General features: G+C 71.7%; 23 protein-coding genes. 12 read left to right on the top strand and 11 right to left on the bottom strand.

What is annotated here, in order from left to right:
* Positions 1 to 19: 19 nt before the first annotated feature.
* Entirely contained in the window at positions 20 to 1,018 is a 999-nt protein-coding gene (locus DT019_RS19900; RefSeq protein WP_114038219.1) for an SDR family NAD(P)-dependent oxidoreductase, read from the bottom strand.
* A complete protein-coding gene (locus tag DT019_RS19895) occupies positions 1,015 to 2,160 on the bottom strand; it encodes a UDP-N-acetylglucosamine--N-acetylmuramyl-(pentapeptide) pyrophosphoryl-undecaprenol N-acetylglucosamine transferase (RefSeq protein ID WP_114038218.1) in 1,146 nt (381 codons plus the stop codon). The genes DT019_RS19900 and DT019_RS19895 overlap by 4 nt, the downstream gene beginning before the upstream one ends.
* 63 nt (positions 2,161 to 2,223) lie before the next feature.
* On the opposite strand from DT019_RS19895, the gene DT019_RS19890 reads away from it, so the two are divergent.
* The 3 genes from DT019_RS19890 to DT019_RS19880 are packed head-to-tail and all read left to right on the top strand — an operon-like array spanning position 2,224 to position 5,211.
* On the top strand, positions 2,224 to 2,919 hold the full coding sequence (locus DT019_RS19890; protein WP_114038217.1) for a response regulator transcription factor: 696 nt from the start codon (positions 2,224 to 2,226) through the stop codon (positions 2,917 to 2,919).
* Positions 2,916 to 4,328 carry a sensor histidine kinase gene (locus tag DT019_RS19885; RefSeq protein ID WP_114038216.1) on the top strand — a complete coding sequence of 471 codons (1,413 nt, stop codon included), beginning with the start codon at positions 2,916 to 2,918 and terminating at the stop codon, positions 4,326 to 4,328. The genes DT019_RS19890 and DT019_RS19885 overlap by 4 nt, the downstream gene beginning before the upstream one ends.
* Positions 4,329 to 4,353: 25 nt before the next feature.
* Entirely contained in the window at positions 4,354 to 5,211 is an 858-nt protein-coding gene (locus DT019_RS19880) for a serine hydrolase domain-containing protein (RefSeq protein WP_114038215.1), read from the top strand.
* A 30-nt stretch (positions 5,212 to 5,241) separates the two neighbouring features.
* Here the strand turns inward: DT019_RS19880 and DT019_RS19875 are convergent, their stop codons facing one another.
* From DT019_RS19875 to DT019_RS19865, 3 genes are all read right to left on the bottom strand, one after another.
* Positions 5,242 to 6,942 carry a methylmalonyl-CoA mutase gene (locus DT019_RS19875; protein WP_114038214.1) on the bottom strand — a complete coding sequence of 567 codons (1,701 nt, stop codon included), beginning with the start codon at positions 6,940 to 6,942 and terminating at the stop codon, positions 5,242 to 5,244.
* 84 nt (positions 6,943 to 7,026) lie between these two features.
* Complete coding sequence (locus DT019_RS19870; RefSeq protein ID WP_114038213.1) at positions 7,027 to 7,365, bottom strand: DUF3817 domain-containing protein; 339 nt, start codon at positions 7,363 to 7,365, stop codon at positions 7,027 to 7,029.
* 146 nt (positions 7,366 to 7,511) lie between these two features.
* Entirely contained in the window at positions 7,512 to 8,018 is a 507-nt protein-coding gene (locus DT019_RS19865) for a MarR family winged helix-turn-helix transcriptional regulator (RefSeq protein WP_114038212.1), read from the bottom strand.
* A gap of 172 nt (positions 8,019 to 8,190) precedes the next feature.
* Between DT019_RS19865 and DT019_RS19860 the strand changes: the two genes are divergently transcribed.
* A complete protein-coding gene (locus DT019_RS19860; protein WP_114038211.1) occupies positions 8,191 to 9,204 on the top strand; it encodes a glycoside hydrolase family 6 protein in 1,014 nt (337 codons plus the stop codon).
* 6 nt (positions 9,205 to 9,210) lie between these two features.
* On the opposite strand, the gene DT019_RS19855 is transcribed toward DT019_RS19860, so the two are convergent.
* From DT019_RS19855 to DT019_RS19840, 4 genes are all read right to left on the bottom strand, one after another.
* Positions 9,211 to 11,166 carry a kelch motif-containing protein gene (locus tag DT019_RS19855; RefSeq protein ID WP_114038210.1) on the bottom strand — a complete coding sequence of 652 codons (1,956 nt, stop codon included), beginning with the start codon at positions 11,164 to 11,166 and terminating at the stop codon, positions 9,211 to 9,213.
* Positions 11,167 to 11,169: 3 nt separating this feature from the next.
* Positions 11,170 to 12,936: a glycosyltransferase family 2 protein gene (locus DT019_RS19850; RefSeq protein WP_114038209.1), complete on the bottom strand. Its 1,767-nt coding sequence runs from the start codon at positions 12,934 to 12,936 to the stop codon at positions 11,170 to 11,172.
* A gap of 208 nt (positions 12,937 to 13,144) precedes the next feature.
* Entirely contained in the window at positions 13,145 to 13,441 is a 297-nt protein-coding gene (locus DT019_RS19845) for an MTH1187 family thiamine-binding protein (protein WP_114038208.1), read from the bottom strand.
* Positions 13,438 to 13,782 carry a DUF3817 domain-containing protein gene (locus DT019_RS19840; protein WP_114038207.1) on the bottom strand — a complete coding sequence of 115 codons (345 nt, stop codon included), beginning with the start codon at positions 13,780 to 13,782 and terminating at the stop codon, positions 13,438 to 13,440. The genes DT019_RS19845 and DT019_RS19840 overlap by 4 nt, the downstream gene beginning before the upstream one ends.
* Positions 13,783 to 13,931: 149 nt before the next feature.
* On the opposite strand from DT019_RS19840, the gene DT019_RS19835 reads away from it, so the two are divergent.
* From DT019_RS19835 to DT019_RS19820, 4 genes are all read left to right on the top strand, one after another.
* On the top strand, positions 13,932 to 14,564 hold the full coding sequence (locus DT019_RS19835) for an AIM24 family protein (RefSeq protein WP_114038206.1): 633 nt from the start codon (positions 13,932 to 13,934) through the stop codon (positions 14,562 to 14,564).
* Positions 14,564 to 15,214, top strand: coding sequence for an AIM24 family protein (locus DT019_RS19830; protein WP_114038205.1), 651 nt, complete (start codon positions 14,564 to 14,566; stop codon positions 15,212 to 15,214). The genes DT019_RS19835 and DT019_RS19830 overlap by 1 nt, the downstream gene beginning before the upstream one ends.
* Positions 15,211 to 15,987 (top strand): AIM24 family protein, encoded by a 777-nt coding sequence (locus DT019_RS19825; RefSeq protein WP_114038204.1) that lies wholly within the window; start codon positions 15,211 to 15,213, stop codon positions 15,985 to 15,987. Before DT019_RS19830 ends, DT019_RS19825 begins: the two co-directional genes overlap by 4 nt.
* A 143-nt stretch (positions 15,988 to 16,130) precedes the next feature.
* On the top strand, positions 16,131 to 16,607 hold the full coding sequence (locus DT019_RS19820) for a MarR family winged helix-turn-helix transcriptional regulator (RefSeq protein ID WP_053727026.1): 477 nt from the start codon (positions 16,131 to 16,133) through the stop codon (positions 16,605 to 16,607).
* Between the two features lie 24 nt (positions 16,608 to 16,631).
* Here the strand turns inward: DT019_RS19820 and meaB are convergent, their stop codons facing one another.
* Together meaB and DT019_RS19810 are read right to left on the bottom strand one after the other, a co-directional pair.
* The gene (gene meaB / locus DT019_RS19815) at positions 16,632 to 17,588 is read right to left on the bottom strand and encodes a methylmalonyl Co-A mutase-associated GTPase MeaB (RefSeq protein ID WP_114038203.1); all 957 of its coding nucleotides are present in this window, start codon (positions 17,586 to 17,588) and stop codon (positions 16,632 to 16,634) included.
* Positions 17,589 to 17,645: 57 nt separating this feature from the next.
* Complete coding sequence (locus DT019_RS19810) at positions 17,646 to 18,848, bottom strand: acetyl-CoA C-acetyltransferase (RefSeq protein ID WP_114038202.1); 1,203 nt, start codon at positions 18,846 to 18,848, stop codon at positions 17,646 to 17,648.
* Between the two features lie 137 nt (positions 18,849 to 18,985).
* On the opposite strand from DT019_RS19810, the gene mce reads away from it, so the two are divergent.
* From mce to DT019_RS19790, 4 genes are all read left to right on the top strand, one after another.
* Positions 18,986 to 19,426, top strand: a complete 441-nt coding sequence (gene mce, locus DT019_RS19805; RefSeq protein WP_114038201.1) for a methylmalonyl-CoA epimerase — start codon at positions 18,986 to 18,988, stop codon at positions 19,424 to 19,426.
* Between the two features lie 199 nt (positions 19,427 to 19,625).
* A complete protein-coding gene (scy, locus tag DT019_RS19800; protein WP_114038200.1) occupies positions 19,626 to 23,816 on the top strand; it encodes a polarized growth protein Scy in 4,191 nt (1,396 codons plus the stop codon).
* Between the two features lie 114 nt (positions 23,817 to 23,930).
* Complete coding sequence (locus DT019_RS19795; protein WP_114038199.1) at positions 23,931 to 24,869, top strand: cellulose-binding protein; 939 nt, start codon at positions 23,931 to 23,933, stop codon at positions 24,867 to 24,869.
* Positions 24,870 to 24,964: 95 nt separating this feature from the next.
* Entirely contained in the window at positions 24,965 to 25,960 is a 996-nt protein-coding gene (locus tag DT019_RS19790; RefSeq protein ID WP_114038198.1) for an ABC transporter ATP-binding protein, read from the top strand.
* The last annotated feature ends 2 nt before the right edge of the window (positions 25,961 to 25,962 follow it).

Here is a 25,962-nt window from a genome sequence, read left to right as displayed (position 1 = left end):
TCCTCGGACGGCGGGATCCTCACACCTGATACCGCCCCGGCGCGAACAGTGACAGGTTTTCCTCGACCCAGCGCGAGGTCTGCTTCAGGCCTTCCTCCAGGCTCACTTCCGGCTGCCAGCCCGCCCAGGTGCGGGCCCGCGTGTTGTCGGAAAGGAGGCGCTCCACCTCGCTGCCCGAGGGCCGCAGGCGGGCCGGGTCGACCACCACGGAGGCCTCGCGGCCCGACGCGGCGATGAGGGCCTTCGCGAGGTCGCCGATCGCGATCTCGCGGCCCGTGCCCAGGTTCACGACCTCGCCGAGCGCACGGTCGCACTCGGCGACCGCGAGGAAGCCCCGGGCGGTGTCGGTCACGTACGTGAAGTCGCGCGTCGGGGTCAGGGAGCCGAGCTTGATCTCCCGTACGCCCGCGTGCAGTTGGGCCAGGATGGTGGGGATCACGGCGCGGGCGGACTGGCGCGGGCCGTAGGTGTTGAAGGGGCGCACCACCGTCACCGGGAGTTCGAAGGCGTGCCAGTGCGAGAGCGCCATCATGTCCGCGCCGATCTTGGACGCGGAGTACGGCGACTGCGGCTGGAGCGGGTGCCGCTCGCTGATCGGCGCGGTGAGCGCGGTGCCGTACACCTCGCTGGTGGAGGTGTGGACGAGGCGGCGGACCGCGTGGCGGCGGCAGGCCTCGGCGATGTTCTCGGTGCCGACGACGTTCGTCTGCACGTAGGCGCCCGGGGAGTCGTAGCTGTACGGGATGCCGATGAGGGCCGCGAGGTGGAAGACCGTGTCGCAGCCTGCGACCGCGTCCGAGACGCGACCCGCGTCGCGGACGTCCCCGGCGACCATCTCCACCTGGGGGTGGCCGATGAGGTGGGCGAGGAAGCCCTTCTCGGCGTACGGCTTGTAGTGCACGAACGCCCGCACGTTCGCCCCGCGTTCGACGAGCAGGTCGACCAGCGTCGAGCCGATGAAGCCCTCGGCGCCGGTGACGAGGACGGTGCGGTCGTGCCACGTGTTCACAGTGCTCATGCTGCGTACTCCCTGGTGTACGAGGTGGGGTAGGAGGCGAGTTCGAGGACCTTGGCCGCCAGCAGGTCGGCGGCGCGGGCGTGGTTGCCGGGGTCGGCGGCGCAGCTCATCGCGGCGAGCCGGGCCGGGTCGGCGAGCAGCGGCTCGATGAGCCCCGCGAGCCGGAACGCGGTGGTCTCGGCGTCCGGCACGAGCAGCCCCGCGCCCGCGTCCGAGAGGACCCGCGCGTTGTGGGTCTGGTGGTCGCCGGGCGCGTGCGGATAGGGCACGAGGACGGCGGGCACGCCGGTGGCGGCGAGTTCGGCAACGGTCGCGGACCCGGCCCGGCACACCACCAGGTCGGCGGCGGCGTACGCCAGGTCCATCCGGTCGAGGTAGGGGACCGCCCGCGCACCGGGCAGGCCCGCCAACTGGAGTTCGGTGTCGCCCAGTCGGGCCGGTCCCGTCTTGATCAGGAGGTGGACGTCGGTCCGGTCCCGCCAGCGATGGGCGAGGCCGATCGCCGCCGCGGTGAGCCGGGCCGCGCCCAGGCTGCCGCCGTTGACGAGGACGAGGCGCGCCCCGGGCGGCACGCCGAGCGCGCGCCGGGCCCCGGCGCGCATCGTGGGGCGGTCGAGCGCGGCCAGTGAGGCGGCGATCGGCATGCCGGTGGTGACCGCGTCCTGGCCGCCCGACAGATGGGCGCGGCTGCGGTCGAAGGCGACCGCGATGTTCGGGGTGAGCCGGGCGGCGAACTGGTTGGCGCGGCCCGGCACGGCGTTGGACTCGTGGATGAGGCTCGGCAGCCCGGCCATCCTCGCGCCGACGATCACGGGCGCGCTCGGGTAGCCGCCCATGCCGACCGCGACCTGGGCGCCCTGCACCTTGAGGATCGCCCGGCACTGCGCGCCCGACTTCAGCAGGGCTGCGGGCAGGAGGTACCGCTTGGCGCCGAGCGAGGGGTCGAAGGGGGTCATGTCGACGGTGTGCAGGAGGTGCCCGGCGCCGGGTATGAGCTCGCCCTCCAGGCCCCGGGTCGTGCCGACGAAGGAGATCACCGCGTCGGGAACGGCCCGCCGCAGCGCCTCGGCGAGCGCGAGCCCGGGGTAGATGTGCCCGCCGGTACCGCCCGCTCCGATCACTACTGACAATGGTGTGCGCATGGCACCGAGGTTCACGGGGCGCCTTAAGAGGGTTCTAAGAGCCGTGTTTGGCAGGCTTTGACCATGAGCACCACGCGCGCGGTCAGAATCCTCGTCGTCGACGACGAGCCGGAGGTACGGGCGGCCGTCGAGGACGGCCTCGCGGTGGAGGGGTACGAGGTCCGGGGCGCCCCCGACGGGCTCGCGGCGCTCTCCGAGGTGGCGGCCTGGCGGCCGGACGCGATCGTCCTGGACGTGATGATGCCGGTCCTCGACGGCCTCGGGGTGTGCCGCCAGCTGCGCGCGATGGGCGACCGCACCCCCGTCCTGGTCCTGACCGCGCTCGACGCGGTGAGCGAGCGGGTGGACGGCCTGGAGGCGGGCGCGGACGACTATCTGGTCAAGCCCTTCGCCCTGGACGAACTCGTCGCCCGGGTGAGGGCGTTGCTGCGCCGGGCGGCACCCGACCCGGCCGAGCCGCAGGAGCTGCGGTACGCGGACCTCGTCGTCGACCCGGTGGCGCACACCGCGCGCCGCGGCGAGCGCCCGATCGACTTCACGCGCACCGAGTTCGCCCTGCTGGAACTCCTGCTGCGCAACCCGGGGCAGGTGCTGCCGAGGGAACTGATCCACGAGCTGGTCTGGGGCCGTGACTTCGGCCCGGACTCCAACTCCCTCGCGGTGTACGTGGGTTACCTGCGCAGGAAGCTGGAGGCGGCGGGCGAGTCCCGGCTCGTCCACACGGTGCACGGCGTCGGCTACCGGCTGGACGCCTCGTGAGCTCCCGGCGCCGCCTCGGGGCCCGCTGGCGCCGCCACCGCCCGCTGCGCACCCGGCTCGCGACGGCCGCCTCGGCAGCCGTCGCGCTCGTCGCGGTCGGCGTGTGCACGGCCGCCTTCTTCGTCCTGCGCTTCGAGCTGTACCACCAGCTCGACCTGAACCTGGCCCAGTCGGCGACCCTGGCCATCCAGCAGAACCGGGGCGCGGCCCCGGGGGTGCTCGCCGGGGAGTGCCGCTATCTGGCGGCGCCCGCCTGCGCGCAGGTCGTGCCCGCGGATCCGGCGGACGATCCCGCCAAGCCCTATCTGCTGCCGGTGAGCCCGCCCGTGCGCCAGGTCGCCACCGGCGAGCGCAGACCGTACGCGACCAACATCACGCTGCCCGACGGCGAGCCCGCCCGCATGTTCACCACCCCCTTCGGCGGCTCGAAGTCCCTTCAGGTGGCGCTGCGTTCGGACACCGCACGCAAGGGGGTCAGTCAGGCGGCGTGGCTGATGAGCGGGGTCGGGGCGGCCGGGGTGCTGCTCGCCGCGGCCCTCGGGTACGGGGTGTCGCGCACGGGGCTCGCCCCCGTGGCCCGGCTCACCGCGACGGCCGAGCACATCGCTGCCACCCGCGACCCGAGCCACCGCATCGAGCTTCCGCCGGGCCCGCCCGACAAGGAGGACGAGGTGACCCGGCTCGCGGCCTCGTTCAACACGATGCTGGGCGAGCTGGAGCAGTCGGTGACGGCCCAGCGCCGCCTGGTCGCCGACGCCTCGCACGAGCTGCGCACCCCGCTGACGGCGCTGCGCACCAACGCCGAGCTGCTCGCCCGCGCCGACCGCCTGACCAAGACCCAGCGCGACCGGGCGTCGGCGGCGCTCGGGCGCCAGATCCGCGAGGTGTCCGTCCTGGTCAACGACCTCATCGACCTGGCCAGGGACGAGGAGCCGACCCCGCTCCTGGAGGAGGTGCGCCTCGCCCCGCTGCTCGCGCACACGGTGGACACGGCCCGCGCGCACTGGCCCGCGACCCCGTTCCGGCTGGACCTGGCCGACGCGTCGGCCACCCTGCCCGGCGTGCCGGGGCGGCTGGCCCGCCTGATCTCCAACCTCCTGGACAACGCCGCCAAGTTCAGCCCGCCGGGCGCCCCGGTCGACGTCGCGCTGCTGGCGGGCGAGTTGACGGTACGGGACCACGGGCCCGGCATCTCCACGGCCGACCTCCCGCACGTCTTCGACCGCTTCTACCGGGCCGAGCAGGCCCGCGCCCTGCCCGGCTCGGGTCTCGGTCTGGCGATGGCCCGCCAGATCGCCCGCGCCCACGGAGCCGAGCTGACGGCACATCAGGCGCCGGGCGGAGGGGCCCTGTTCCGGCTCACCCTCCCGGCCGGAACGGGGCCGGAGCGGGCGAGCAGAATGGGCTGACCTGCCCTGCGACCGAAAGTCCGCCATGCGCCCCGTCCCCACCTGCGTACTCAGCAGCTTCGAAGAGCCCCGCGCCCAGGACGGCCACGCCCTCGACGCCTATGTGCAGATCGGCTCCCTCACCAAGCCGCTCACCGGCACGATCCTGGTCCGGCTGGCCGCCGCCGGGGTGCTCCGGCCGGACGCGCCGGTCGAGGAGTTCCTGCCCGTGCCCTCCGGCACCGGGATCACCCTGCGCCACCTCGCCGAGCACACCTCGGGCCTCCCCCGCCTCCCGCCGGGCCTTGGCGGGCGGGACCCGTACGCCTCCTTCGACGCGGGCGCCCTGAACACGGTGCTGCGCGGGCTCGACGTGATCGCGGTCAGGGCCCCGGGCACGCAGGAGGAGTACTCCAACCTGGGCTACGCCGTCCTGGGCGCCGCGCTCTCGTCCGCCGCGGGCCTGCCCTACGAGGAGCTCCTGGAGCGGTACGTCCTCGCGCCCCTGGGCATCGACGAGGTGGCCGTGCGTCCGCCCGCGGAGCTGCGGCTGACCGGGCACGGACCGTTCGGGCGGCCGCGCAGGCCCTGGACGATGGACGGCGCGATCCTGCCCGCCGGCGGCCTGTGGGCGACCCCGCGCGCGGCCGCCCGCCTGGTGACCGCGCTGCTCGTGGAGCTGAGGCTCGGCGAGCCCGCGCCGTCCTGGCAGACGAGCGGCCGGTTGCGCTGGCACAACGGGGCCACCCGCGACGCCTCGGTGTTCGCCGCCGTACGGCACGACGGCGCCTGGGTCCTGGTGCACCGCCTCACCGGCGACTCCGACGGGACCGACCTGATGGGCGTGGAACTGCTGAGCGCCGCCCCGGAACACACCAACGGCCGCCCCCGCGAAGGAAGTTGACGCGGAAGCGGCCGTGGTGCGGTACGCGGATCAGAAGCCGGGCGGCTCCGTGTAGGTGCCCCACTCGTCGCGCAGGACGCCGCAGATCTCACCCAGGGTCGCCTCCGCGCGGACCGCGTCCAGCATCGGGGCGATCATGTTCGAGCCGTCGCGGGCCGCGGCCAGCATCGCGTCGAGCGCGCCGCGCACCGCGGCGTCGTCCCGGCGCGACTTGCGATCGGCGAGCGCCCGTACCTGCTCGCGCTCCACCTCGTGGCTGACCCGCAGGATCTCCAGGTCACCGGTGACGGAGCCGTGGTGGCAGTTGACGCCGACGACCCGCTTGTCGCCCTTCTCCAGGGACTGCTGGTAGCGGAAGGCGGACTCGGCGATCTCGCCGGTGAACCAGCCGTCCTCGATGCCGCGCAGGATGCCGGAGGTGATCGGGCCGATCGGGTGCCGGCCGTCGGGGTGCGCCCGGGTGCCGCGCTCCTTGATCTGGTCGAAGATCTTCTCGGCGTCGGCCTCGATGCGGTCGGTGAGCTGCTCGACGTACCAGGAGCCGCCGAGCGGGTCGGCCACGTTGGCGACGCCGGTCTCCTCCATCAGCACCTGCTGGGTGCGCAGCGCGATCTCGGCGGCCTGCTCGCTCGGCAGCGCGAGGGTCTCGTCGAGGGCGTTGGTGTGCAGCGAGTTGGTCCCGCCGAGCACGGCCGCCAGGGCTTCCACGGCGGTCCGTACGACGTTGTTGTACGGCTGCTGCGCGGTCAGCGAGACCCCGGCGGTCTGGGTGTGGAACCGCAGCCACTGCGCCTTGTCGGACTGCGCGCCGTACACCTCCTTCATCCAGCGGGCCCAGATGCGGCGCGCGGCGCGGAACTTGGCGATCTCCTCGAAGAAGTCGACGTGCGCGTCGAAGAAGAAGGAGAGGCCGGGGGCGAAGACGTCGACGTCCAGGCCCCGGCTCAGGCCCAGCTCGACGTAGCCGAACCCGTCGGCCAGGGTGTACGCCAGCTCCTGCGCGGCCGTCGCCCCGGCCTCGCGGATGTGGTAGCCGGAGACCGAGAGCGGCTTGTACGCGGGGATGCCCTTGGCGCAGTGCTCCATCAGGTCGCCGATGAGGCGCAGATGGGGCTCGGGCTGGAAGAGCCACTCCTTCTGCGCGATGTACTCCTTGAAGATGTCGGTCTGGAGCGTGCCGTTGAGGACGCCGGGGTCGACGCCCTGGCGCTCCGCGGCGACCAGGTACATGCAGAAGACGGGGACGGCGGGCCCGCTGATCGTCATGGAGGTGGTGACGTCCCCGAGCGGGATGTCCTGGAACAGCACCTCCATGTCGGCGGCCGAGTCGATGGCGACACCGCAGTGGCCGACCTCGCCGAGCGAGCGGGGGTCGTCGGAGTCGCGCCCCATGAGCGTCGGCATGTCGAACGCGACGCTCAGCCCGCCGCCGCCGGCGGCCAGGATCATCTTGTAGCGCTCGTTGGTCTGCTCGGCGTTGCCGAACCCGGCGAACTGCCGGATGGTCCAGGTGCGGCCGCGGTAGCCGGTCGGGTAGAGGCCGCGGGTGAACGGGTACTCGCCGGGCCACCCGATCCGCTCGAACCCGTCGTAGGTATCGCCGGGCCGGGGCCCGTACGCGGGGTCGACGGGGTCCCCGGAGAGCGTGGTGAAGTCCGCGTCGCGCTTGCGGGCCTTGTCGTAACGGGCCTGCCAGCGACGGCGGCCTTCTTCGATGGCGTCAGCGTCCATGGTTCGAATTTACTTGGACGTCCTAGTAAATGTCGATGGCCGACCGCCACGCATTGCTCGCGTGGCGGTTCGGGCTGGGCGCCGTCAGGCCTTGGCGCCGGCCGGGACCTCGTCCGCGACCTTGGACTCCAGCTCCTTGGAGACCTTGCGCTCGACGAAGAAGGCGGCGGTGGGGATCGTGCCGGCGATCAGCACCCACAGCTGCTTGCCGACCGGCCACTTCGCCTTGGAGCCCAGGTCGAAGGCGAAGACGAGGTAGATCACATACAGCCAGCCGTGGGCGATGCCGATGACCTTCGTGAAGTCCGCGGCGCCGTTCATGTCGAGGATGTACTTGGCGATGACGCCCAGGGTCAGCAGGACCAGCAGGACGCCGGTGACGTACGCCATCACCCGGTAGCGGGTCAGCACGCTCTTTTTCATGCCGCCGAGCCTAACCGGACATGCCGGGCGATCTTCGCCCGGGTACACCTCCCCGCCCCGCCCCTTCCCGAGACCTTCCGGGGGTATTCGTGGGGCTGCGGACCGTGCGTGGCCGCTCGCGCAGTTCCCCGCGCCCCTCCAGCGGCTCAGTCCTCGAAGTCGTGGGCCGCTACGCGCAGGGGGCGCAGCATCGCGAAGATTTCTCCGCACTCCTCCGCGTCGTAGACGCCGAGCCCGAAGTCCATCGCCATCAGGTCGCGCGTGGCCTGCTCCACCACCTCGCGCCCCTTGTCCGTGATGGACGCCAGCGTGCCGCGGCCGTCGTTCGGGTTGGGGCGCTTGTCGACGAGGCCCGACTTGACGAGGCGGTCCACCGTGTTGGTGACCGAGGTCGGGTGGACCATCAGACGCTCGCCGATCTTCGACATCGGCAGCTCGCCCGCCTTGGAGAAGGTCAGCAGGACGAGTGCCTCGTAGCGCGCGAAGGTCAGCCCGTACGGCTTCACCACCGCGTCGACCTCCGCGAGCAGGATCTGGTGCGCCCGCATGATCGAGGTGATCGCCCCCATCGAGGGCACGGGTCCCCATCGCTGCTGCCAGAGTTCGTCGGCTCGGGCGATGGGATCGAAGGGAAGGCTGAGCGGCTTGGGCACCCGTCGACCTTACCCACTGGTCACATGCCGGTCAGCCCTGTCTCGCACTTCGGTACCCGGCGCCCGCGGCCCCGCGCCGCGCGCCGTCCGGCATGGCGCTCCCTCACCCAGCGTGACCGATATGACACCATTGCCCGGTCCTGTGTAGGTACGCGAAGCCCCAGGGGGCTGGATGTTCCGGTACCGAATCCTCCTCGCCGCCGCCCTGCTCACCGCCGTCGCCGGCTGCTCGTCCGGCGCCGAGCCGGAGGCGGCCTCGGTGGCGCGGGCCCGTTCGCAGGCCGAGGCCGCGCCCGCGCCGGCCCCCGGCTCCCCGTTCTGGGTGGACCCCGAGAGCGACGCCGTCCGGCAGATCAGGATCTGGCAGGGGCAGGGCCGGAGCGCCGACGCGCAGGTGCTGCGGCGGATCGCCGACCGGCCGGTCGCGACCTGGCCGTCCGGGGACGACCCGCGGCCCGGCATCCGCAAGGCCGTCGAGGGCGCCGCCAAGGAGAAGCGGACCGCGCTGTTCGTGGCGTACAACATTCCGCACCGGGACTGCGGCAAGTACTCGGCGGGCGGCGCGAGGGGGGTCGAGGACTACCGCGCCTGGTACACGATGTTCGCCGAGGCCATCGGCGACGCCCCGGCGGTCGTCGTCCTGGAGCCGGACGCGGTCGCGCACATGGTCGACGGGTGTACGACGCCCGACCATCACGCCGAGCGCTATCAGCTCCTCGACGAGGCCGTCGAGCATCTGAAGAGGCTGCCCCACACCAAGGTCTACCTCGACGCCGGGAATCCTTCGTGGATCCCCGATCCCCAGAGCCTCATCGAGCCGCTGCGCCGGGCCGGGGTCGACAAGGCCGACGGGTTCGCGCTGAACGTCTCCAACTTCCAGACGGACGCGGCGGTACGGGCGTACGGGGCGAAGGTGTCGCAGGGCCTCGACGGCAAGCACTTCGTCATGGACACCAGCCGCAACGGCGAGGGCCCGCTGCGCGACGACCGCGACCAGGCCTGGTGCAATCCCCCGGGCCGCTCGCTCGGCACCCCGCCGTCGGTCCGCACCGGCGATCCGCTCGTCGACGCGTTCCTGTGGATCAAGCGGCCCGGCGACTCGGACGGGCCCTGCCGCGGGGGCCCGTCCGCCGGCACCTGGTGGCCGGAGTACGCGCTCGGGCTGGCCCGGCGCGCCCGGTACTGACCCGGGTCAGTCCACCCGGAGCCACTTCGCCTCGGACGGAGTGCCCTCCTGGTCGCTCACGAAGACCATGTACCAGCCGGGGGGCACCAGCGCCCGGTCCTTCGGGACGGTGAGTGTGACCGAGTTCCCGTCCTTGGCCAGGCCCAGCTCGACCGAGCGCTGCTCCACGTCCGTCGTGTGGGTCACCGCGCTCGGGCGCAGCAGGCGGGCCTTGACGACGCGCTCGGGGTGGTCCGTCTTGAAGGTCGCCCGGCCGTCGGCCGCCACGGCCTCGGGGCCGTCGCCGAGCGCGGGGCGCTTGTCCTTGTCCCGGTAGAGGTAGGGCGGGGTGTAGACCTCCATGCGCTGCTCGAACTTGCCGGGCTTGGTGTTGTTCCGGTCGCCGAAGAGCGAGTCGGAGCCGAAGGTGGCGACCCGGCCGTCGGGCAGCAGCAGCGCCTCGGAGTGGTAGTTGCGGCCGATGGTGGGGTCCGCGGCCTCGCGGAAGGCGTTCGCCCTGGGGTCGTAGAACTGGGCCTTGAGGATGTTGGAGCCGCCCCGGCCCCGGTAGTCCGAGGAGCCTCCGCTGGTGAAGACGGAGTCGTCCGGCATGATCACGCTGTTCAGGTAGCGCGTTCCCTGCGGGAGTTCGGGTCCCGACTGGAAGACGGGGCTGGCCTGCTTCAGGTCCACCACGGCGGTGCGCGGCGTCGCCTTCTTGGACTCGCCGACCCCGCCGCCGCCGAGCAGCATGAACCGCTGGTCCTGGGCGGGCGGCAGCAGGAGGGAGCTGGCCGTCTCCACCTGGTCGGCGGCGTTGAGGCCGCCGATCTTGGTGAAGGTGTTCTTCTCCACGTCCCACAGCCCCGGCTCACGGCCCTTGTCGGCGGGCCCGTATCCGGCGTTGGCGCCCGAGTAGAAGAGCTTGCCGCCCTTGGTCAGGAACAGCGAGGGGTAGGTCGGGAAGTAGCGGGTGGGGCCCTTGGACCACTGCTTGGTCTTCGGGTCGTAGATCTCGTTGTCCCCCTGGAGGATGGCGCCCACGTCGTCGAGCCCGGAGACCGCGAGCACCCGGCCGTCCTGGAGCGTGGTGAGCGTGGGGTACCAGCGGGCCTCCTTCATCGGGGTGACGGGGACGTACTTCTCGGCCTTCGGGTCGAACTCGTACGCCGCCCGGATCCCCTGGTAGTCCTGCTTGTCCAGGGTGATCTTCTCGGCGAGGCCGTAGACGTTGTCGGCGTCCTTGCCGGTCAGGCCCTCGACCTCGTACTGGGCCTGGTCTGTGGCGACCGACTGGGGGCCCTCGGCGACCGCCTCGACGAAGACCCGCGCCTCGGCGGCGGTGGTCTTGGTCTGCCAGGGCTTCATCTGCCCGCTGGCGTAGTACGAGATCTGGAACTCGCGCTTCGCCTTGGGCACCGTGACGTCGAACTTCGAGACGTACTCCACGCCCGAGGGCGAGCGGAACCTGGTGCCCTTCTTGAGGGTGACGGCCTTGTTGGGGTCCTCGTTCTTGACCCGCATGCCGCCGCCGGCCCGCTTCACCTCGCCGTCCAGGACCTCGTAGCGGGCCGTGCCGCCCGCCACCAGGAGCTTGCCGTCCGGGAGTTGGGCATGGCCGCCGCAGAAGAAGTCCTCGGGGGTGGGGATCTTCTTGAAGGAGTTGTCCTTCGGGTTCCACAGGACGGTGTCGAAGGTGCCCGCGTCGAAGTGGTCCTGCTTGTTGCCGGAGCCCGCGATGATCAGCACCTTGCCGGTGTGCAGCAGCGCCGCGTGGATCGCGTTGGTGCGGTACTCCTTGGGGATGTCGACGCCGTGCCAGGCGCCGTAGCGCGCCATGTACTCGGGCTGGGCTATCTCGTAGGCGTGGTACTGCTCGGTGGCGAAGGAGAGGGCGGCGGGGGCGTTGAGCCCCGCGAGGACCACGATGGCGCCGCCGCCGAACAGGGTCTTCTTCGTCCGCTTCGAGGGCCGGTAGGCCATGGCTCAGTTCCCTCCTGTCGTCGTGGCGATGGCGGGTTCCGCCTCGCCCGCGGCCTTCTGCTGCTGGGGGGCGCCCTTCGCGGCGCCGCGGGCCGCCGCGCGCTCGCGCACCGTCGTCCAGGCCCAGATCACGGCCGGGGCCAGCGCGATGCACAGCGCGAGCAGGGCCCAGGTGCGCATGGCGGCGTGGGTGTGGCGGTAGTGGACGGAGGCGATCAGCGAGGCGGTCAGGACGGCGGCCCAGAACAGGTGGATGCGGAAGGTCCACAGCCGGTCCGGGCTGGTCTGGCCGCCCTTGGGGGTGACCACGAACCGGCCCCGGGTGCGCAGCACCGCCGAGCCGAGCGACTTGAGGTAGATGGGCGCCGAGATCGCCGACATGCCCATTCCGGCGAGCCCGCCCGAGCCCTCGGGTTCGTGCGGCGAGACGTTGTGCCGCCGGTTCCACAGGTACAGGCCGATCTGGAGGGCGGCCGCGTCGCTGTAGAGCATCAGCCAGACCGAGGCGGTGACCTCGGTGCCGGATGCGCCGAACCAGAGGAAGAGGACGCAACTGAGCATGCCCAGAAGCCAGTTGACGGCCGTCATGGGGTAGTAGACGAGCATCAGGGTGTACGAGAGCAGCCGGCCGGGCGGCATGGTGAACGGCGCCTTCCAGTACTGCTTGAACAGCGTCTCGTAGGTGCCGCGCGACCAGCGCATCTGCTGGGTGAAGAAGTCGGTCCAGGAGGCCGGGCCCTCGCCGACGGCCAGCACGTCCGGGGTGTACACGGAGCGCCAGTGGCGGCCGGTCCGCGGGTTCTTGTGCCGGTGCAGTTCGAAGCCGGTGGCCATGTCCTCGGTGATCGAGTCGTACAGGCCGCCGATCTGCCGCAGCGCGGCGATCCGGACGATGTTGTTGGTGCCGACGAACATGGGGGCCCGGTAGCGGTTGCCGGCCCGCTGGATCAGCGCGTGGAAGAGGAACTGCTGGGATTCCGCGGCCTTGGTGACCGGCGAGGTGTAGTTCCCGTACACCTGCGGTCCGACGACGAAGGCGACGTCGGGGTCGCGGAAGTAACCCATCATCCGCTCCAGGAAGTTGGGGAGCGGGGCGTGGTCGGTGTCGACGGAGGCGAAGAAGTCGTAACCGCCGCCGTGCATCGCGATCCAGGCGTTGTAGTTGCCGTGTTTGGTGCGGGCCCGGTGGGCGCCCTTCTTGCGGTTCCACTCCGGGACGCCCTTGCGGGAGAAGTGGCGCACCCCCAGTTCGGCGCAGAGCGCCTTGACCCGCTCGTCGTCGCCCTCGTCCAGGAGCCACACGTCCAGCGGTCCGGTGTGGGTGAGCCGGACGGCCGCCTCCAGGGTGCCGCGCACCATGGATATGGGTTCCTTGCCCGGCACGTACGTGGTGAGGAAGGCGACCCGGGTGCCCTCCTCGGGGGTGACCGGGACGGGGTCGCGGGCGACCATCGTGGCGTGGGCGATGGAGGCGACGTTGGCGACCATGAAGAGCTCGATCAGGCCGATCGACACCAGCATCGCCACGTCGAGGTCCACGAGCCAGCGGTCGCCCCCCTCGCGCTCGACCCAGTGGGTGGGCCAGACGAGGTAGACGAGCAGCAGGCCGGTGAGTATCGGCGCCAGGGTCATCAGCAGGACGGCGCGTATGCGGTGCGGCTCCTGGGAGAGGAGGCTCCGGTACTGCACCCGGTAGGGCGAGGCGCCCGGCTCCGTGAGCGGTCCGGCCAGTCGGCTGTGGGTCTCGTAGTCGTAGCCCTCCGGGCGCACAGTGCCCTCCAGCTGATCGTCGAGCAGGGTCTTCGAACTGGGTTGATATCCCCACAAAAGTGGAGAATGCCCGGCGTGTCGACTGGAGTACTCCGAGTGAGCGGTTCTACGGTGGACCGCCTTTTCACGGGTGCGGGGGCCGCTGGACGCGTGAGAGCCCCCGGCCTGGGCGGCCGGGGGCTCTCACGACGGTGCGGGCGGAGCCCGGTTACTCCGCGGCCAGGTGGCGCTCCACCGTCTCGACCTTGGAGGTCAGGCCGTCGGTGACGCCCGGGCGGATGTCCGCCTTCAGGACGAGCGAGACCCGGTTGGAGCGGGCCTCGACGGCGGCGACGGCGCGCTTGACGACGTCCATCACCTCGTCCCACTCACCCTCGATGGAGGTGAACATGGCGTCGGTGCGGTTGGGCAGGCCGGACTCGCGGACCACGCGGACCGCGTCGGCCACGTACTCCCCCACGTCCTCGCCGACCCCCAGCGGGCTGACCGAGAAGGCGACGATCATGCGTTGACCACGCCTTCCTTGCGGGCCCGCGTGGCGATCACGGCGTCGTCCAGCTCGCGCCGGAGCTTGCGCTCGGCGAAGAAGCCGCCGAACGGCAGCACGGCGAGCACGAAGTAGAGCGCGGCCCTCTTCACCGGCCACTTGGTGCGGTTCCAGGCGTCCAGCCAGAAGAGCACGTACAGCGTGAACAGGATGCCGTGAACCATGCCCATGACCATGACCCCGTCGAACGAGGTGGTGCGCTTGAGCACGGAGCAGACCAGCAGGATCGGGAACGAGATGGCCTCGGGGAGCGAGATCAGTCGGAGTCGATGCAGGGCCGAGGCGGTCTTGATGTCCACGTGTGGGGCACCTTCGCTGGGAGGGAGCGGGCGGCAGTGATCGTTCGGCCGCGATCTTGTGAAAGCGTGCACAAACGTTCCCCATTCTGACATCGCGCCCTCGCCCCTGTCGGGGCGGGTCCCCCGCCCGCTAACGTCGGCCCGTGGCAATGTTCCGACTCCAGGGCAGCAAGGTGCTCGCCGTCGACATGACGGGCGACGCCGTGAAAGCGAAGAACGGCTCGATGGTCGCCTACGACGGCCAGATGGCCTTCAAGAAGATGACCGGCGGCGGTGAGGGTCTGCGCGGCATGGTGACCCGCCGCCTCACCGGCGAACAGATGACGGTGATGGAGGTGAAGGGGCACGGCACGTGCTACTTCGCCGACCGCGCCAGCGAGATCAACCTCGTGAACCTCCAGGGCGACAAGCTCTTCGTCGAGGCGAGCAATCTGCTCGCCACCGACGCCGGGCTGCGCACCGGCACCACCTTCACCGGTCTGCGCGGCGCGAGCCAGGGCAACGGCCTGTTCACCACGACGATCGAGGGCCACGGACAGGCCGCGATCATGTCGGACGGACCGGCCGTGGTGCTGCGGGTCAGCTCGCAGTACCCGTTGTCCGTGGACCCCGGGGCGTACATCGCGCACCAGGGCAACCTCCAGCAGCGCTTCCAGTCCGGGGTGACCTTCCGCACCTTCCTCGGCGAGGGCTCCGGCGAGGCCTTCCAGATCCGGTTCGAGGGCGAGGGCCTGGTGTACGTGCAGCCCAGCGAGCGCAACACGATCGGCGGGGACATCTGATGCCCTTCCGCGAGATCAACTCGAAGATGGTCGAGGCGACGGTGCTGCCCGGCCAGCGGATGTTCAGCCAGCGCGGCGCGATGCTCGCCTACAAGGGCGAGGTGTCCTTCACGCCCAACATCCAGGGCGGCCAGGGCGGCCTGATGTCGATGATCGGCCGCCGGGTCGCGGGCGAGGCGACACCGTTGATGACCGTGGAAGGCAGCGGGACCGTGATGTTCGGCCACGGCGGCCACCACATCCAGGTCATCAACCTCCAGGGCGACACCCTGTACGTGGAGGCCGACCGGCTGCTCGCCTTCGACGGCACCCTCCAGCAGGGCACGATGTTCATGGGCTCGCAGGGCGGCGTCATGGGCATGGTGCGCGGCCAGGTGACCGGCCAGGGCCTGTTCACCACGACCCTCAAGGGACACGGCGCGGTGGCGGTGATGGCCCACGGCGGCGTGATCGAGCTGCCGATCACCCCGCAGCGCCCGGTCCACGTCGACCCGCAGGCCTACGTGGCCCACCACGGCGACGTACGCAACAAGCTCTCGACCGCGCTGGGCTGGCGCGACATGGTGGGCCGGGGCTCCGGCGAGGCCTTCCAGCTCGAACTGTCCGGCCAGGGCGCGGTGTACGTGCAGGCCTCGGAGGAGAAGCTGTGACCGCCCCGGTGATCTTCGATCCCTACTCGCTGCCGACCGACGACAACGTCAACAAGTACACCTTCTGCGTGGAGCTCAAATCGAGCCAGTGGTTCCTGCAGAAGGGCAAGATGATCGCCTACTACGGGCAGATCGAGTTCAACGGCATCGGCCACGGCCGGCTCGACCGGCTGCTGCGCACGAGCTTCCACTCCCCGCTGCACGCCAGCGACTGGGTGGTGGCGGACGGCAGCGGCAAGATGCTGCTCGCCGACCGCGCCTTCGACGTGAACAGCTACGACCTCGACGACGGCGACCTGACCATCCGGTCCGGCAACCTGCTCGCCTACCAGCCCTCGCTCGCGCTCAAGCAGTCGATCGTGCCGGGCTTCTTGACGCTGATCGGCACGGGCAAGTTCGTGGCCGCCTCCAACGGGCCCGTGGTCTTCATGGAGCCGCCGATCCGCGTGGACCCGCAGGCGCTCGTCGGATGGGCGGACTGCCCCTCGCCCTGCCACCACTACGACCACGGCTACATGACCGGCGTCCTGGGCGGAATCCGGTCACTGACCGGACTCGGCGGCACCTCCGGCGAGGAGCACCAGTTCGAGTTCGTGGGAGCCGGTACGGTGCTGCTCCAGTCCACCGAGGTGCTCATGGCGGAGCAGGCGACCGGGCGGGTCGACGCCGAGCCCGGAGTGCCGGGCGGCGGGCCGGGCGGGCACGGCCAGGGGAGCGGATCACCGCGCCTTCCCGGCCAGCTGGGGGACCTCCAGCGTCGCTTCGGCCTGTGAGCGGTAGTCTGCGGAGTGTGACGTCGAACGCCTGAGCCCCTCGGGGCCCGGCGGCCGCGCGGGGATGGCGCGACCGCATCGCGTGCCGGGCGTCACACTCCTACACTTGGTTCAGAATTCAACTTCTTAGGTAGAATCCACATATGGAGACCGAGACGGCCACGAACTGGCTGAGCGACGACGAGCAGTGCGCCTGGCGCACCTATCTGGACGTCAACCGGATGCTGACGTACCAGATGGAGAAGGATCTACAGCCGTTCGGCCTGACGAACAACGACTACGAGATCCTGGTGAACCTCTCGGAGTCGGCCGACAAGCGGATGCGGATGAGCGACCTAGCGGCCGCCACCCTCCAGTCCAAGAGCCGTCTCTCGCACCAGATCACCCGCATGGAGAACGCGGGCCTGGTCCGGCGCGAGAACTGCGAGTCGGACCGGCGCGGGCTCTTCGCCGTCCTCACCGAGCACGGCACGGAGACCATGGAGAAGGTCGCCCCCCACCATGTGGCCTCCGTGCGGCGCCACTTCATCGACCTGCTGTCGTCCGAGGCGCTCGCGGATCTACGCGAGTCACTCACCCCGGTCGCGGAGCACCTGCGCGGCCACCGCGGCAAGATCTGACACCCGGTCGGAGCCGACCGGGCCCTAGGCCCCGGTCAGCCCGGCCACCAGCTCGTCGGCCGCCGCGTACGGGTCGAGCTCGCCGTCGACGATGCGCTGGGCCAGCGTGTCCAGGCGGCGGTCGCCGTGCAGCGAGCCGATGCGCTCGCGCAGGGCGGTGACCGCGATGGTCTCCACCTCACGGGCCGCGCGGGCCCGGCGCCGCTCGGCGAGGACGCCGTGCTCGGCCATCCACGCGTGGTGCTTCTCCAGGGCCTCCACGACCTCGTCGATGCCCTCGCCGCGCGCCGCCACCGTCTTGACGATGGGCGGGCGCCAGTCCCCCGGGCCGCGCGACTCGCCCAGGCCCAGCATGTGGTTGAGCTCGCGGGCCGTGGCGTCGGCGCCGTCCCGGTCGGCCTTGTTGACCACGTACAGGTCGCCGATCTCCAGGATTCCGGCCTTCGCCGCCTGGATGCCGTCGCCCATGCCGGGCGCGAGCAGCACCACGCTGGTGTCGGCCTGCGAGGCGATCTCGACCTCGGACTGACCGACGCCCACCGTCTCCACGAGGATCACCTCGCAGCCCGCCGCGTCCAGCACCCGAATGGCCTGTGGCGCCGCCCAGGCCAGACCGCCCAGGTGGCCCCGGGTCGCCATCGAGCGGATGTAGACGCCCGGGTCGGAGGCGTGCTCGGACATCCGGACCCGGTCGCCGAGCAGGGCCCCGCCGGAGAACGGCGAGGACGGGTCGACGGCCAGGACGCCGACCCGCTTCCCGGCCCTGCGGTAGGCCGTGACCAGCGCCGAGGTGGACGTCGACTTGCCGACACCCGGCGAGCCCGTCAAGCCCACGACGTACGCGTTGCCCGCGAGCGGGGCCAGCGCCGCCATGACCTCGCGCAGCTGCGGGGACGCCCCCTCGACCAGCGAGATCAGCCGGGCGACGGCCCTGGGCCGGCCTTCCCGGGCCTGGGCCACCAGTTCGGGGACGTCCACCATTGCCGCTCCGTTCAGTCGCGTACGCACCGCAGGGATCAGGGAGTTACTTGCCCGGGGTCACTTGCCCGGAACGCGCACGATCAGCGCGTCGCCCTGGCCGCCGCCGCCGCACAGGGCCGCCGCGCCCACGCCGCCGCCGCGGCGCTTCAGTTCGAGGGCGAGGTGCAGCACCACGCGGGCGCCGGACATGCCGATGGGGTGGCCCAGGGCAATGGCGCCACCGTTGACATTCACCTTTTCCGGGGAGACGCCGAGGTCCTTCATTGACTGCACGGCGACCGCCGCGAAGGCCTCGTTGATCTCGATCAGGTCGAGGTCCTCGACCGTGATGCCCTCCTTGCCGACCGCGTGGCGGATGGCGTTCGAGGGCTGCGACTGGAGCGAGTTGTCCGGGCCCGCCACGTTGCCGTGGGCGCCGATCTCGGCGATCCACTCCAGGCCCAGCTCCTCGGCCTTGGCCTTGGACATCACGACGACCGCGGCCGCGCCGTCCGAGATCTGCGAGGAGGTGCCGGCCGTGATCGTGCCGTCCTTGGCGAAGGCGGGGCGCAGCTTCGCGAGGGACTCGACGGTGGTGTCCGCGCGCACGCCCTCGTCCTTGGCGAACAGGACCGGGTCGCCCTTGCGCTGCGGGATCTCGACCGGGGTGATCTCGGCCTCGAAGATGCCGTTCTTCTGGGCGGCGGCGGCCCGCTGGTGCGAGGCGGCCGCGATCTCGTCCTGCTCGGGGCGGGCGATGCCCAGGCGACTGTTGTGCTTCTCGGTCGACTCACCCATGGGAATGTTCTCGAAGGAGTCGGTCAGACCGTCGTACGCCATCGCGTCGAGCATCTCGATCGCGCCGTACTTGAAGCCCTCGCGGGACTTGGGCAGCAGGTGCGGGGCGTTGGTCATCGACTCCTGGCCGCCGGCCACCACGATGTCGAACTCACCGGCGCGGATCAGCTGGTCGGCGAGCGCGATCGCGTCCAGACCCGACAGACACACCTTGTTGATGGTGAGCGCGGGGACGTTCATCGGGATGCCGGCCTTGACGGCCGCCTGGCGCGCGGGGATCTGCCCGGCCCCGGCCTGGAGCACCTGGCCCATGATCACGTACTGCACCTGGTCGCCGCCGATGCCGGCCCGGTCCAGGGCCGCCTTGATGGCGAACCCGCCCAGGTCGGCGCCGGAGAAGGACTTGAGGGAGCCGAGCAGTCGGCCCATGGGCGTACGGGCGCCCGCGACGATCACTGAGGTGGTACCGGTCGTTCCAGACATGAGGCACGGCCCCTAGGGAGGTGAGGTGAACGAGGGTTTACTTCGAATGTACTGAGCGGTACTGCCCACGTCACCGGGCAGCCGGTGTGATCGCGCGCACGTTGCGTAACCACCCCTGCGGGCGCTGCACTGGACCCATGCTGACGCGAATCGACCACATCGGGATCGCCTGTTTCGACCTCGACAAGACTGTCGAGTTCTACCGTGCGACGTACGGCTTCACCGTGTTCCACACCGAGGTCAACGAGGAACAGGGCGTGCGCGAGGCCATGCTCAAGATCAACGAGACCTCCGACGGCGGGGCCTCCTACCTCCAGCTCCTGGAGCCCACACGCGAGGACTCTGCCGTCGGCAAGTGGCTGGCCAAGAACGGCGAGGGCGTCCACCACATCGCCTTCGGCACCGGCGACGTCACCGCCGACTCCGAGGCCATCCGCGACAAGGGCGTCCGGGTCCTCTACGACCAGCCGCGGACCGGTTCGATGGGCTCGCAGATCACCTTCCTGCACCCCAAGGACTGCCACGGCGTGCTCACCGAACTCGTCACTTCCGCACCGGAAGGCACCACCGCCCACTGAGCCCACACAGTGGAGGCCGGACCTCCGGATACTCGGCCCGGTACAGTGGGCGGTTCCGGGCCGGGGTCGGGTCGGGGCCTGGGACCCACGCCCCTGTTTTGATCTGACACCATTCACCGGGGGCCCGTCCGCTGTACTCGCGGTCGGACGGCGCTCGTACGGGCAGAGTTCGCGACCAGGGGACGGATGGGACCGCGCAGTGCGGGGCTACGAACGCCAGGAGAGCCAGAGCCACCGGCCTGACGACCACCTCTCGCGGTTCGAGGCCGAGATGGAGCGGCTGAAGACCGAGCGGGAGAAGGCCGTTCAGCACGCCGAGGATCTCGGCTACCAGGTCGAAGTGCTGCGCGCCAAGCTCCACGAGGCGCGCCGCAATCTCGCGACCCGTCCCGCCTACGACGCCGCGAACGTCGGCTACCAGGCCGAACAGCTGCTCCGCAACGCCCAGATGCAGGCCGAGCAGCTGCGTACGGACGCCGAGCGCGAACTGCGCGACGCCCGCGCCCAGACCCAGCGCATCCTCCAGGAGCACGCCGAGCACCAGGCGCGCCTCCAGGCCGAGCTGCACGCCGAGGCCGTCAATCGCCGTCAGCGCCTCGACCAGGAGCTGGCCGAGCGCCGGGCCACCGTCGAATCGCACGTCAACGAGAACGTGGCGTGGGCCGAACAGCTGCGTGCCCGCACCGAGTCGCAGGCCCGGCGCCTGCTCGAGGAGTCCCGCGCCGAGGCCGAGCAGGCCCTGGCCGCGGCCCGCGCGGAGGCCACCCGCATCGCCGAGGAGGCCCGCCAACGGCTGGGCGCCGAGGCCGAGTCGGCCCGCGCCGAGGCCGAGGCGACGCTGCTGCGCGCACGCAAGGACGCCGAGCGGCTCCTGAACGCCGCGTCCACGCAGGCCCAGGAGGCCACCTCCCACGCCGAGCAGCTGCGCACGACCACCACCGCCGAGTCGGACCAGGCGCGCCAGCAGGCCGCCGAGTTGAGCCGGGCCGCCGAGCAGCGGATGCAGGAGGCGGAGGCCGCGCTGCGCGAGGCGCGCGCCGAGGCCGAACGGGCCGTCACCGAGGCCAGGGAGGCCGCGGCCAAGCAGCTCGCGAGCGCCGAGTCGGCCAACGAGCAGCGCACCAGGACCGCCAAGACCGAGATCGCCCGGCTGGTCGCGGAGGCCACCAAGGAGTCCGAGACCCTCAAGGCCGAGGCCGAGCAGACGCTTCAGGACGCCAAGGCAGAGGCCGAGCGGCTGCGCGCGGAGGCCGCGGAGGCGGCCCGCACGAGCGCCGCCGAGGACGCCGCGGCCCAGCTCGCCAAGGCCGCGCGCACGGCCGAGGAGGTGCTCACCAAGGCGTCCGAGGACGCCCGGGAGACCACCCGCAAGGCCTCCGAGGAGGCCGAGCGGATCCGGCGCGAGGCGGAGGCCGAGGCGGAGCGGCTGCGCGGCGAGGCCGCCGAGCAGGCCGACGAGCTCAAGGGCGCGGCCAAGGACGACACCAAGGAGTACCGGGCCAAGACGGTCGAACTCCAGGAGGAGGCCCGCCGGCTGCGCGGCGAGGCCGAGCAGTTGCGCGCCGAGGCGGTCGCCGAGGGCGAGCGCATCCGCGGCGAGGCGCGCCGCGAGGCCGTCCAGCAGATCGAGGAGGCGGCGCGGACCGCCGAGGAACTCCTGGCCAAGGCGAAGGCGGACGCCGACGAGCTGCGCACGACCGCGGGCAACGAGTCCGAGCGGGTTCGGGGCGAGGCGGTCGAGCGGGCCGGCACGCTGCGCAAGCAGGCCGAGGAGACCCTGGAGCGCACCCGGGCCGAGGCCGAGCGGCTACGCGCCGAGGCCGAGGAGCAGGCCGAGCAGACCTCGACGGCCGCCGAGCAGGCGGCCGCCCGCCTGCGTGAGGAGACCGAGCGGGCGATAGCGGCCCGCCAGGCCGAGGCCGCCGAGGAACTGACCCGGCTGCACACCGAGGCCGAGCAGCGGCACGCCGCCGCCGAGCAGGCCCTCGCCGACGCCCGTGCCGAGGGCGAGCGGATCCGGCGCGAGGCCGCCGAGGAGAGCGAGCGGGTCCGCACCGAGGCCGCCGAGCGCATCCGTACGCTCCAGGCCCAGGCCGAGCAGGAGGCCGAGCGGCTGCGCACCGAGGCCGCCGCCGACGCGTCGACGACCCGTGCCGAGGCGGAGAGCGCGGCGGTACGGCTGCGCACCGAGGCGTCCGCGGAGGCCGAGCGGCTCAAGTCCGAGGCGCAGGAGACCGCCGACCGGATGCGCGCGGAGGCCGCGGCCGCCGCCGAGCGGGTCGCCGCCGAGGCCGCCGAGGCGCTCGCCGCCGCCCAGGAGGAGTCCGCCCGGCGCCGTCGCGAGGCCGAGGAGACCCTCAACTCGGCGCGTACCGAAGCCGATTCGGAGCGCGCCCAGGCCCGCGAGCAGAGCGAGGAGCTGCTCGCCTCCGCCCGCAAGCGGGTCGAGGAGGCGCAGGCCGAGGCGCAGCGGCTCGGCGAGGAGGCCGACCGGCGCGCCACCGAGCTGGTGTCGACGGCCGAGCAGACCGCCAAGGACGTACGCGAGTCGGTGGCCGGGCTCCGCGAGGAGGCCGAGGAGGAGATCGCGGGTCTGCGCAGCGCGGCCGAGCACGCCGCGGAGCGCACCACGACCGAGGCGCAGGAGGAGGCGGACCGGGTCCGCGCCGACGCGCACGCCGAGCGCGAGCGGGCCGGTGAGGACGCGAGCCGGATCCGCGCCCGCGCCCAGGAGGAGTCCGAGGCCGCCAAGGCGCTGGCCGAGCGCACCGTCGCGGACGCCATGGCCGAGGCGGAGAAGGCCCGTTCGGACGCCTCCGAGTACGCGCAGCGCATGCGCACCGAGGCCTCGGACGCGCTCGCCTCGTCCGAGCAGGACGCCGCCCGCACCCGGGCCGAGGCCCGCGAGGACGCCAACCGGATCCGCTCCGACGCCGCGAGCCAGGCCGACCGGCTGGTCACCGAGGCGACGGCGGAGGCCGAGCGGCTGGCCGCCGAGTCGACCGCCGAGGCGGAGCGCCTGGTCACCGAGGCCCAGCAGGTGCGGGTGGAGGGGCAGGCCGAGGCCGACGCGCTGCGCGCCGAGGCGCGCGAGGAGGCCGACCGGGTCACCTCCGCCGCCCTGGCCGAGGCCGAGCAGGTCACGACGGCCGCCCGCGAGCAGGCCGAGCGGGTCACCAGCAAGGCCCAGGCGGACGCCGAGCGCACCACCAACGAGGCCAACGCCTATGCGGAGTTGGTCACCACCGAGGCGCGCGCGGACGCGGGCTCCACGCTGGGCGCGGCCAACGCCGAGGCCGAGCAGACCATAAACGACGCCCGCGCCGAGGCCGAGCGGCTGCTCGACGAGGCGCGCGCGGCCGCCGACAAGCGGCGCGCGGACGCGGCCGCCCAGGCCGACCAGCTCATCACGGAGGCGAGCGGCGAGGCCGAGCGGCTGCGCGCCGAGGCCGCCGACACGGTGGGCTCCGCCCAGCAGGCCGCCGAGCGGATCCGGGCGGAGGCCGAGAAGAACAAGGCCCGCGCCGAAGAGGCCGCCGAGAAGACGCGTACCGAGGCCCGCGAGGAGGCCGACCGGCTGCTCGACGAGGCCCGCACCGCGGCCGCCAAGCGGCGCGCGGACGCGGCCGAGCAGGCCGACCAGCTCATCAACAAGGCCCAGGAGGAGGCGCTGCGCGCCGCGACCGAGGCCGAGGAGCAGGCCGACACGATGGTCGGCGCGGCCCGCAAGGAGGCCGAGCGGATCGTCGCCGAGTCGACGGTCGAGGGCAACTCGCTGGTGGAGAAGGCCCGTACGGACGCCGACGAGCTGCTCGCCGGGGCGCGCGCGGACGCCACCGCCATAAGGGAACGCACCGAGGAGGTGCGCGCCCGTACCGAGGCGGAGATCGAGGAGCTGCACGACCGGGCCCGCCGCGAGAGCGCCGAGCAGATGAAGACGGCGGGCGAGCGCGTCGACAAGCTGGTGAAGGCGGCCACCGAGCAGGCGGCGGAGGCCGAGGCCAAGGCCAAGGAGCTGGTGTCGGACGCCAACTCGGAGGCGGGCAAGGTCCGCATCGCCGCCGTCAAGAAGGCGGAGGCGCTGCTCAAGGAGGCCGAGACCAAGAAGGCCGAGCTGATCCGCGAGGCCACCGCACTGCGCGACGAGGCGGCCGCCGAGGCGCGCCGGACGGTCGAGGAGGGCAAGCGTGAACTGGACGTACTGGTCCGGCGGCGCGCGGACATCAATGCCGAGATCTCCCGTGTCCAGGACGTACTTGAGGCGTTGGAGTCATTCGAGGCGCCGGCCACGGGCGGCAAGTCCGGGTCCGGCGGCGGTTCCTCCGCAGGTGTCAAGGCTGGTGCCGCGGCCGGGGCAACACGTTCGAGTGGCAAGTCGTCCGACGGCTAGCCACTCAAAAGGCTGGACATTCTCCAGATCAAACGGGCATCCGCTCGATGACAAGCCGCTTGGGCCCCTAGGATTCCCCCTATCACCTCACCGGTCTCATTCGACAGGAACCCCATGAGCGACACTTCCTCCCCCTTCGGCTTCGAGCTCGTGCGGCGTGGTTACGACCGCGGTCAGGTGGATGACCGCATTACCAAGCTCGTCGCCGACCGTGACAGTGCTCTGGCACGGATCACTTCTCTGGAAAAGCGCATCGAGGAGCTCCACCTCGAAACGCAGAACGCCCAGGCCCAGGTGAACGACGCGGAGCCGTCGTACGCGGGTCTGGGTGCGCGTGTCGAAAAGATCCTGCGGCTCGCCGAGGAAGAGGCGAAGGACCTGCGCGAGGAGGCCCGCCGGGCCGCCGAACAGCACCGCGAGCTGGCCGAGTCGGCCGCCCAGCAGGTCCGCAACGATGCCGAATCGTTCGCCTCGGAGCGCAAGGCGAAGGCCGAGGACGAAGGCGTACGGATCGTCGAGAAGGCGAAGGGTGACGCCTCTCAGCTCCGTTCCGAGGCGCAGAAGGACGCGCAGTCCAAGCGCGAGGAGGCGGACGCCCTCTTCGAGGAGACCCGCGCCAAGGCCGCCCAGGCCGCCGCGGACTTCGAGACGAACCTCGCCAAGCGCCGCGAGCAGTCCGAGCGCGACCTGGCGTCGCGTCAGGCCAAGGCCGAGAAGCGCCTCGCGGAGATCGAGCACCGCGCCGAGCAGCTCCGCCTGGAGGCCGAGAAGCTGCGCACGGACGCGGAGCGCCGTGCGCGCCAGACGGTGGAGACGGCGCAGCGCCAGGCCGAGGACATCGTGGCGGACGCCAACGCCAAGGCGGACCGGATCCGTTCGGAATCCGAGCGCGAGCTGGCGGCGCTCACCAACCGCCGCGACTCGATCAACGCGCAGCTCACCAACGTCCGCGAGATGCTGGCGACGCTGACCGGTGCGGCCGTGGCCGCCGCCGGTTCCCCGGTCGACGACGAGCCCGTCTCGCGCGGCGTCCCGGCGCAGCAGTCCCGCTAGTCGTCGCAGCCCTTCCCCCGTGGGCTGCGACCGGCACCACGAAGCCCCCTGCCACTCCGGTGGCGGGGGGCTTCTCGCGCATCTAGCGTAGCCGCATGATCGAGCTACAGGGGCTCACCAAGCGCTATGGCACCAAGGTCGCCGTCGACCAGCTGTCCTTCCAGGTCAGACCCGGTGTGGTGACCGGCTTCCTGGGGCCCAACGGGGCCGGCAAGTCGACGACCATGCGCATGCTGCTCGATCTGGACAACCCGACCAGCGGCACCGTACGCATCGACGGCAAGCACTACCGCGAACTGGCCGAGCCGCTGAAGTACATCGGGGCGCTGCTCGACGCCAAGGCCATGCACGGCGGCCGTACCGCCTACAACAACCTGCTGTGTCTCGCCGAGTCCAACCGGATCCCGGCTTCCCGGGTCTCGGAGGTCCTGGACACGGTGGGGCTGACGGCGGTGGCGAAGAAGAAGGCGAAGGGCTTCTCGCTGGGTATGGGGCAGCGGCTCGGAATCGCGGCGGCGCTGCTCGGCGACCCCGAGATCCTGATGTTCGACGAACCCGTCAATGGTCTGGACCCCGAGGGAATTCACTGGATCCGCAATCTCATGAAGCAGCTCGCGGGTGAAGGACGAACGATCTTCGTTTCGTCTCACCTGATGAGCGAAATGGCGCTCACCGCGGATCACTTGATCGTTATCGGGCAGGGCCGACTGCTCGCCGATACATCGATGGCCGATTTCATCCGCGAGAACTCCCGGAGTTTCGTCCGGCTGCGCTCACCGCAGTGGGAGCGCCTCCTGGACGTGCTCCAGCAGGCCGGCGTCCGCTTCGTCCAGACCGGCGACGGAGCCATCGAGGTCGACAACGGCCGGATCGACATGCTGGGCGAACTCGCCGCCCAGCACCAGCTCGTACTGCACGAGCTCTCCGGCCAGCAGGCCTCCCTCGAAGAGGCCTTCATGCAGATGACGGCGGGTTCGGTGGAGTACCACGCGCACGGCGCCACCACCCCGGGCGCACCGCCCGCACCCGACTGGGGCGGCGGCCGCAAACGACCGGGCTGGGGTCCGCGCGATCCGGGCAAGGAGGTCTGAGC

It is taken from the genome of Streptomyces sp. SDr-06 (assembly GCF_003324565.1).
Taxonomy (GTDB): Bacteria; Actinomycetota; Actinomycetes; order Streptomycetales; family Streptomycetaceae; genus Streptomyces.
This window is presented reverse-complemented; position numbering and strand designations above follow the sequence as displayed.

Bases quoted from the DNA above. Each gene is read 5' to 3' on its own strand.
- DT019_RS19900 (WP_114038219.1), bottom strand. From the start codon at position 1,018: ATGAGCACTGTGAACACGTGGCACGACCGCACCGTCCTCGTCACCGGC.
- DT019_RS19895 (WP_114038218.1), bottom strand. From the start codon at position 2,160: ATGCGCACACCATTGTCAGTAGTGATCGGAGCGGGCGGTACCGGCGGG.
- DT019_RS19890 (WP_114038217.1), top strand. From the start codon at position 2,224: ATGAGCACCACGCGCGCGGTCAGAATCCTCGTCGTCGACGACGAGCCG.
- DT019_RS19880 (WP_114038215.1), top strand. From the start codon at position 4,354: ATGCGCCCCGTCCCCACCTGCGTACTCAGCAGCTTCGAAGAGCCCCGC.
- DT019_RS19875 (WP_114038214.1), bottom strand. From the start codon at position 6,942: ATGGACGCTGACGCCATCGAAGAAGGCCGCCGTCGCTGGCAGGCCCGT.
- DT019_RS19870 (WP_114038213.1), bottom strand. From the start codon at position 7,365: ATGAAAAAGAGCGTGCTGACCCGCTACCGGGTGATGGCGTACGTCACC.
- DT019_RS19860 (WP_114038211.1), top strand. From the start codon at position 8,191: ATGTTCCGGTACCGAATCCTCCTCGCCGCCGCCCTGCTCACCGCCGTC.
- DT019_RS19855 (WP_114038210.1), bottom strand. From the start codon at position 11,166: ATGGCCTACCGGCCCTCGAAGCGGACGAAGAAGACCCTGTTCGGCGGC.
- DT019_RS19845 (WP_114038208.1), bottom strand. From the start codon at position 13,441: ATGATCGTCGCCTTCTCGGTCAGCCCGCTGGGGGTCGGCGAGGACGTG.
- DT019_RS19835 (WP_114038206.1), top strand. From the start codon at position 13,932: ATGTTCCGACTCCAGGGCAGCAAGGTGCTCGCCGTCGACATGACGGGC.
- DT019_RS19830 (WP_114038205.1), top strand. From the start codon at position 14,564: ATGCCCTTCCGCGAGATCAACTCGAAGATGGTCGAGGCGACGGTGCTG.
- DT019_RS19820 (WP_053727026.1), top strand. From the start codon at position 16,131: ATGGAGACCGAGACGGCCACGAACTGGCTGAGCGACGACGAGCAGTGC.
- meaB (WP_114038203.1), bottom strand. From the start codon at position 17,588: ATGGTGGACGTCCCCGAACTGGTGGCCCAGGCCCGGGAAGGCCGGCCC.
- DT019_RS19810 (WP_114038202.1), bottom strand. From the start codon at position 18,848: ATGTCTGGAACGACCGGTACCACCTCAGTGATCGTCGCGGGCGCCCGT.
- mce (WP_114038201.1), top strand. From the start codon at position 18,986: ATGCTGACGCGAATCGACCACATCGGGATCGCCTGTTTCGACCTCGAC.
- DT019_RS19795 (WP_114038199.1), top strand. From the start codon at position 23,931: ATGAGCGACACTTCCTCCCCCTTCGGCTTCGAGCTCGTGCGGCGTGGT.
- DT019_RS19790 (WP_114038198.1), top strand. From the start codon at position 24,965: ATGATCGAGCTACAGGGGCTCACCAAGCGCTATGGCACCAAGGTCGCC.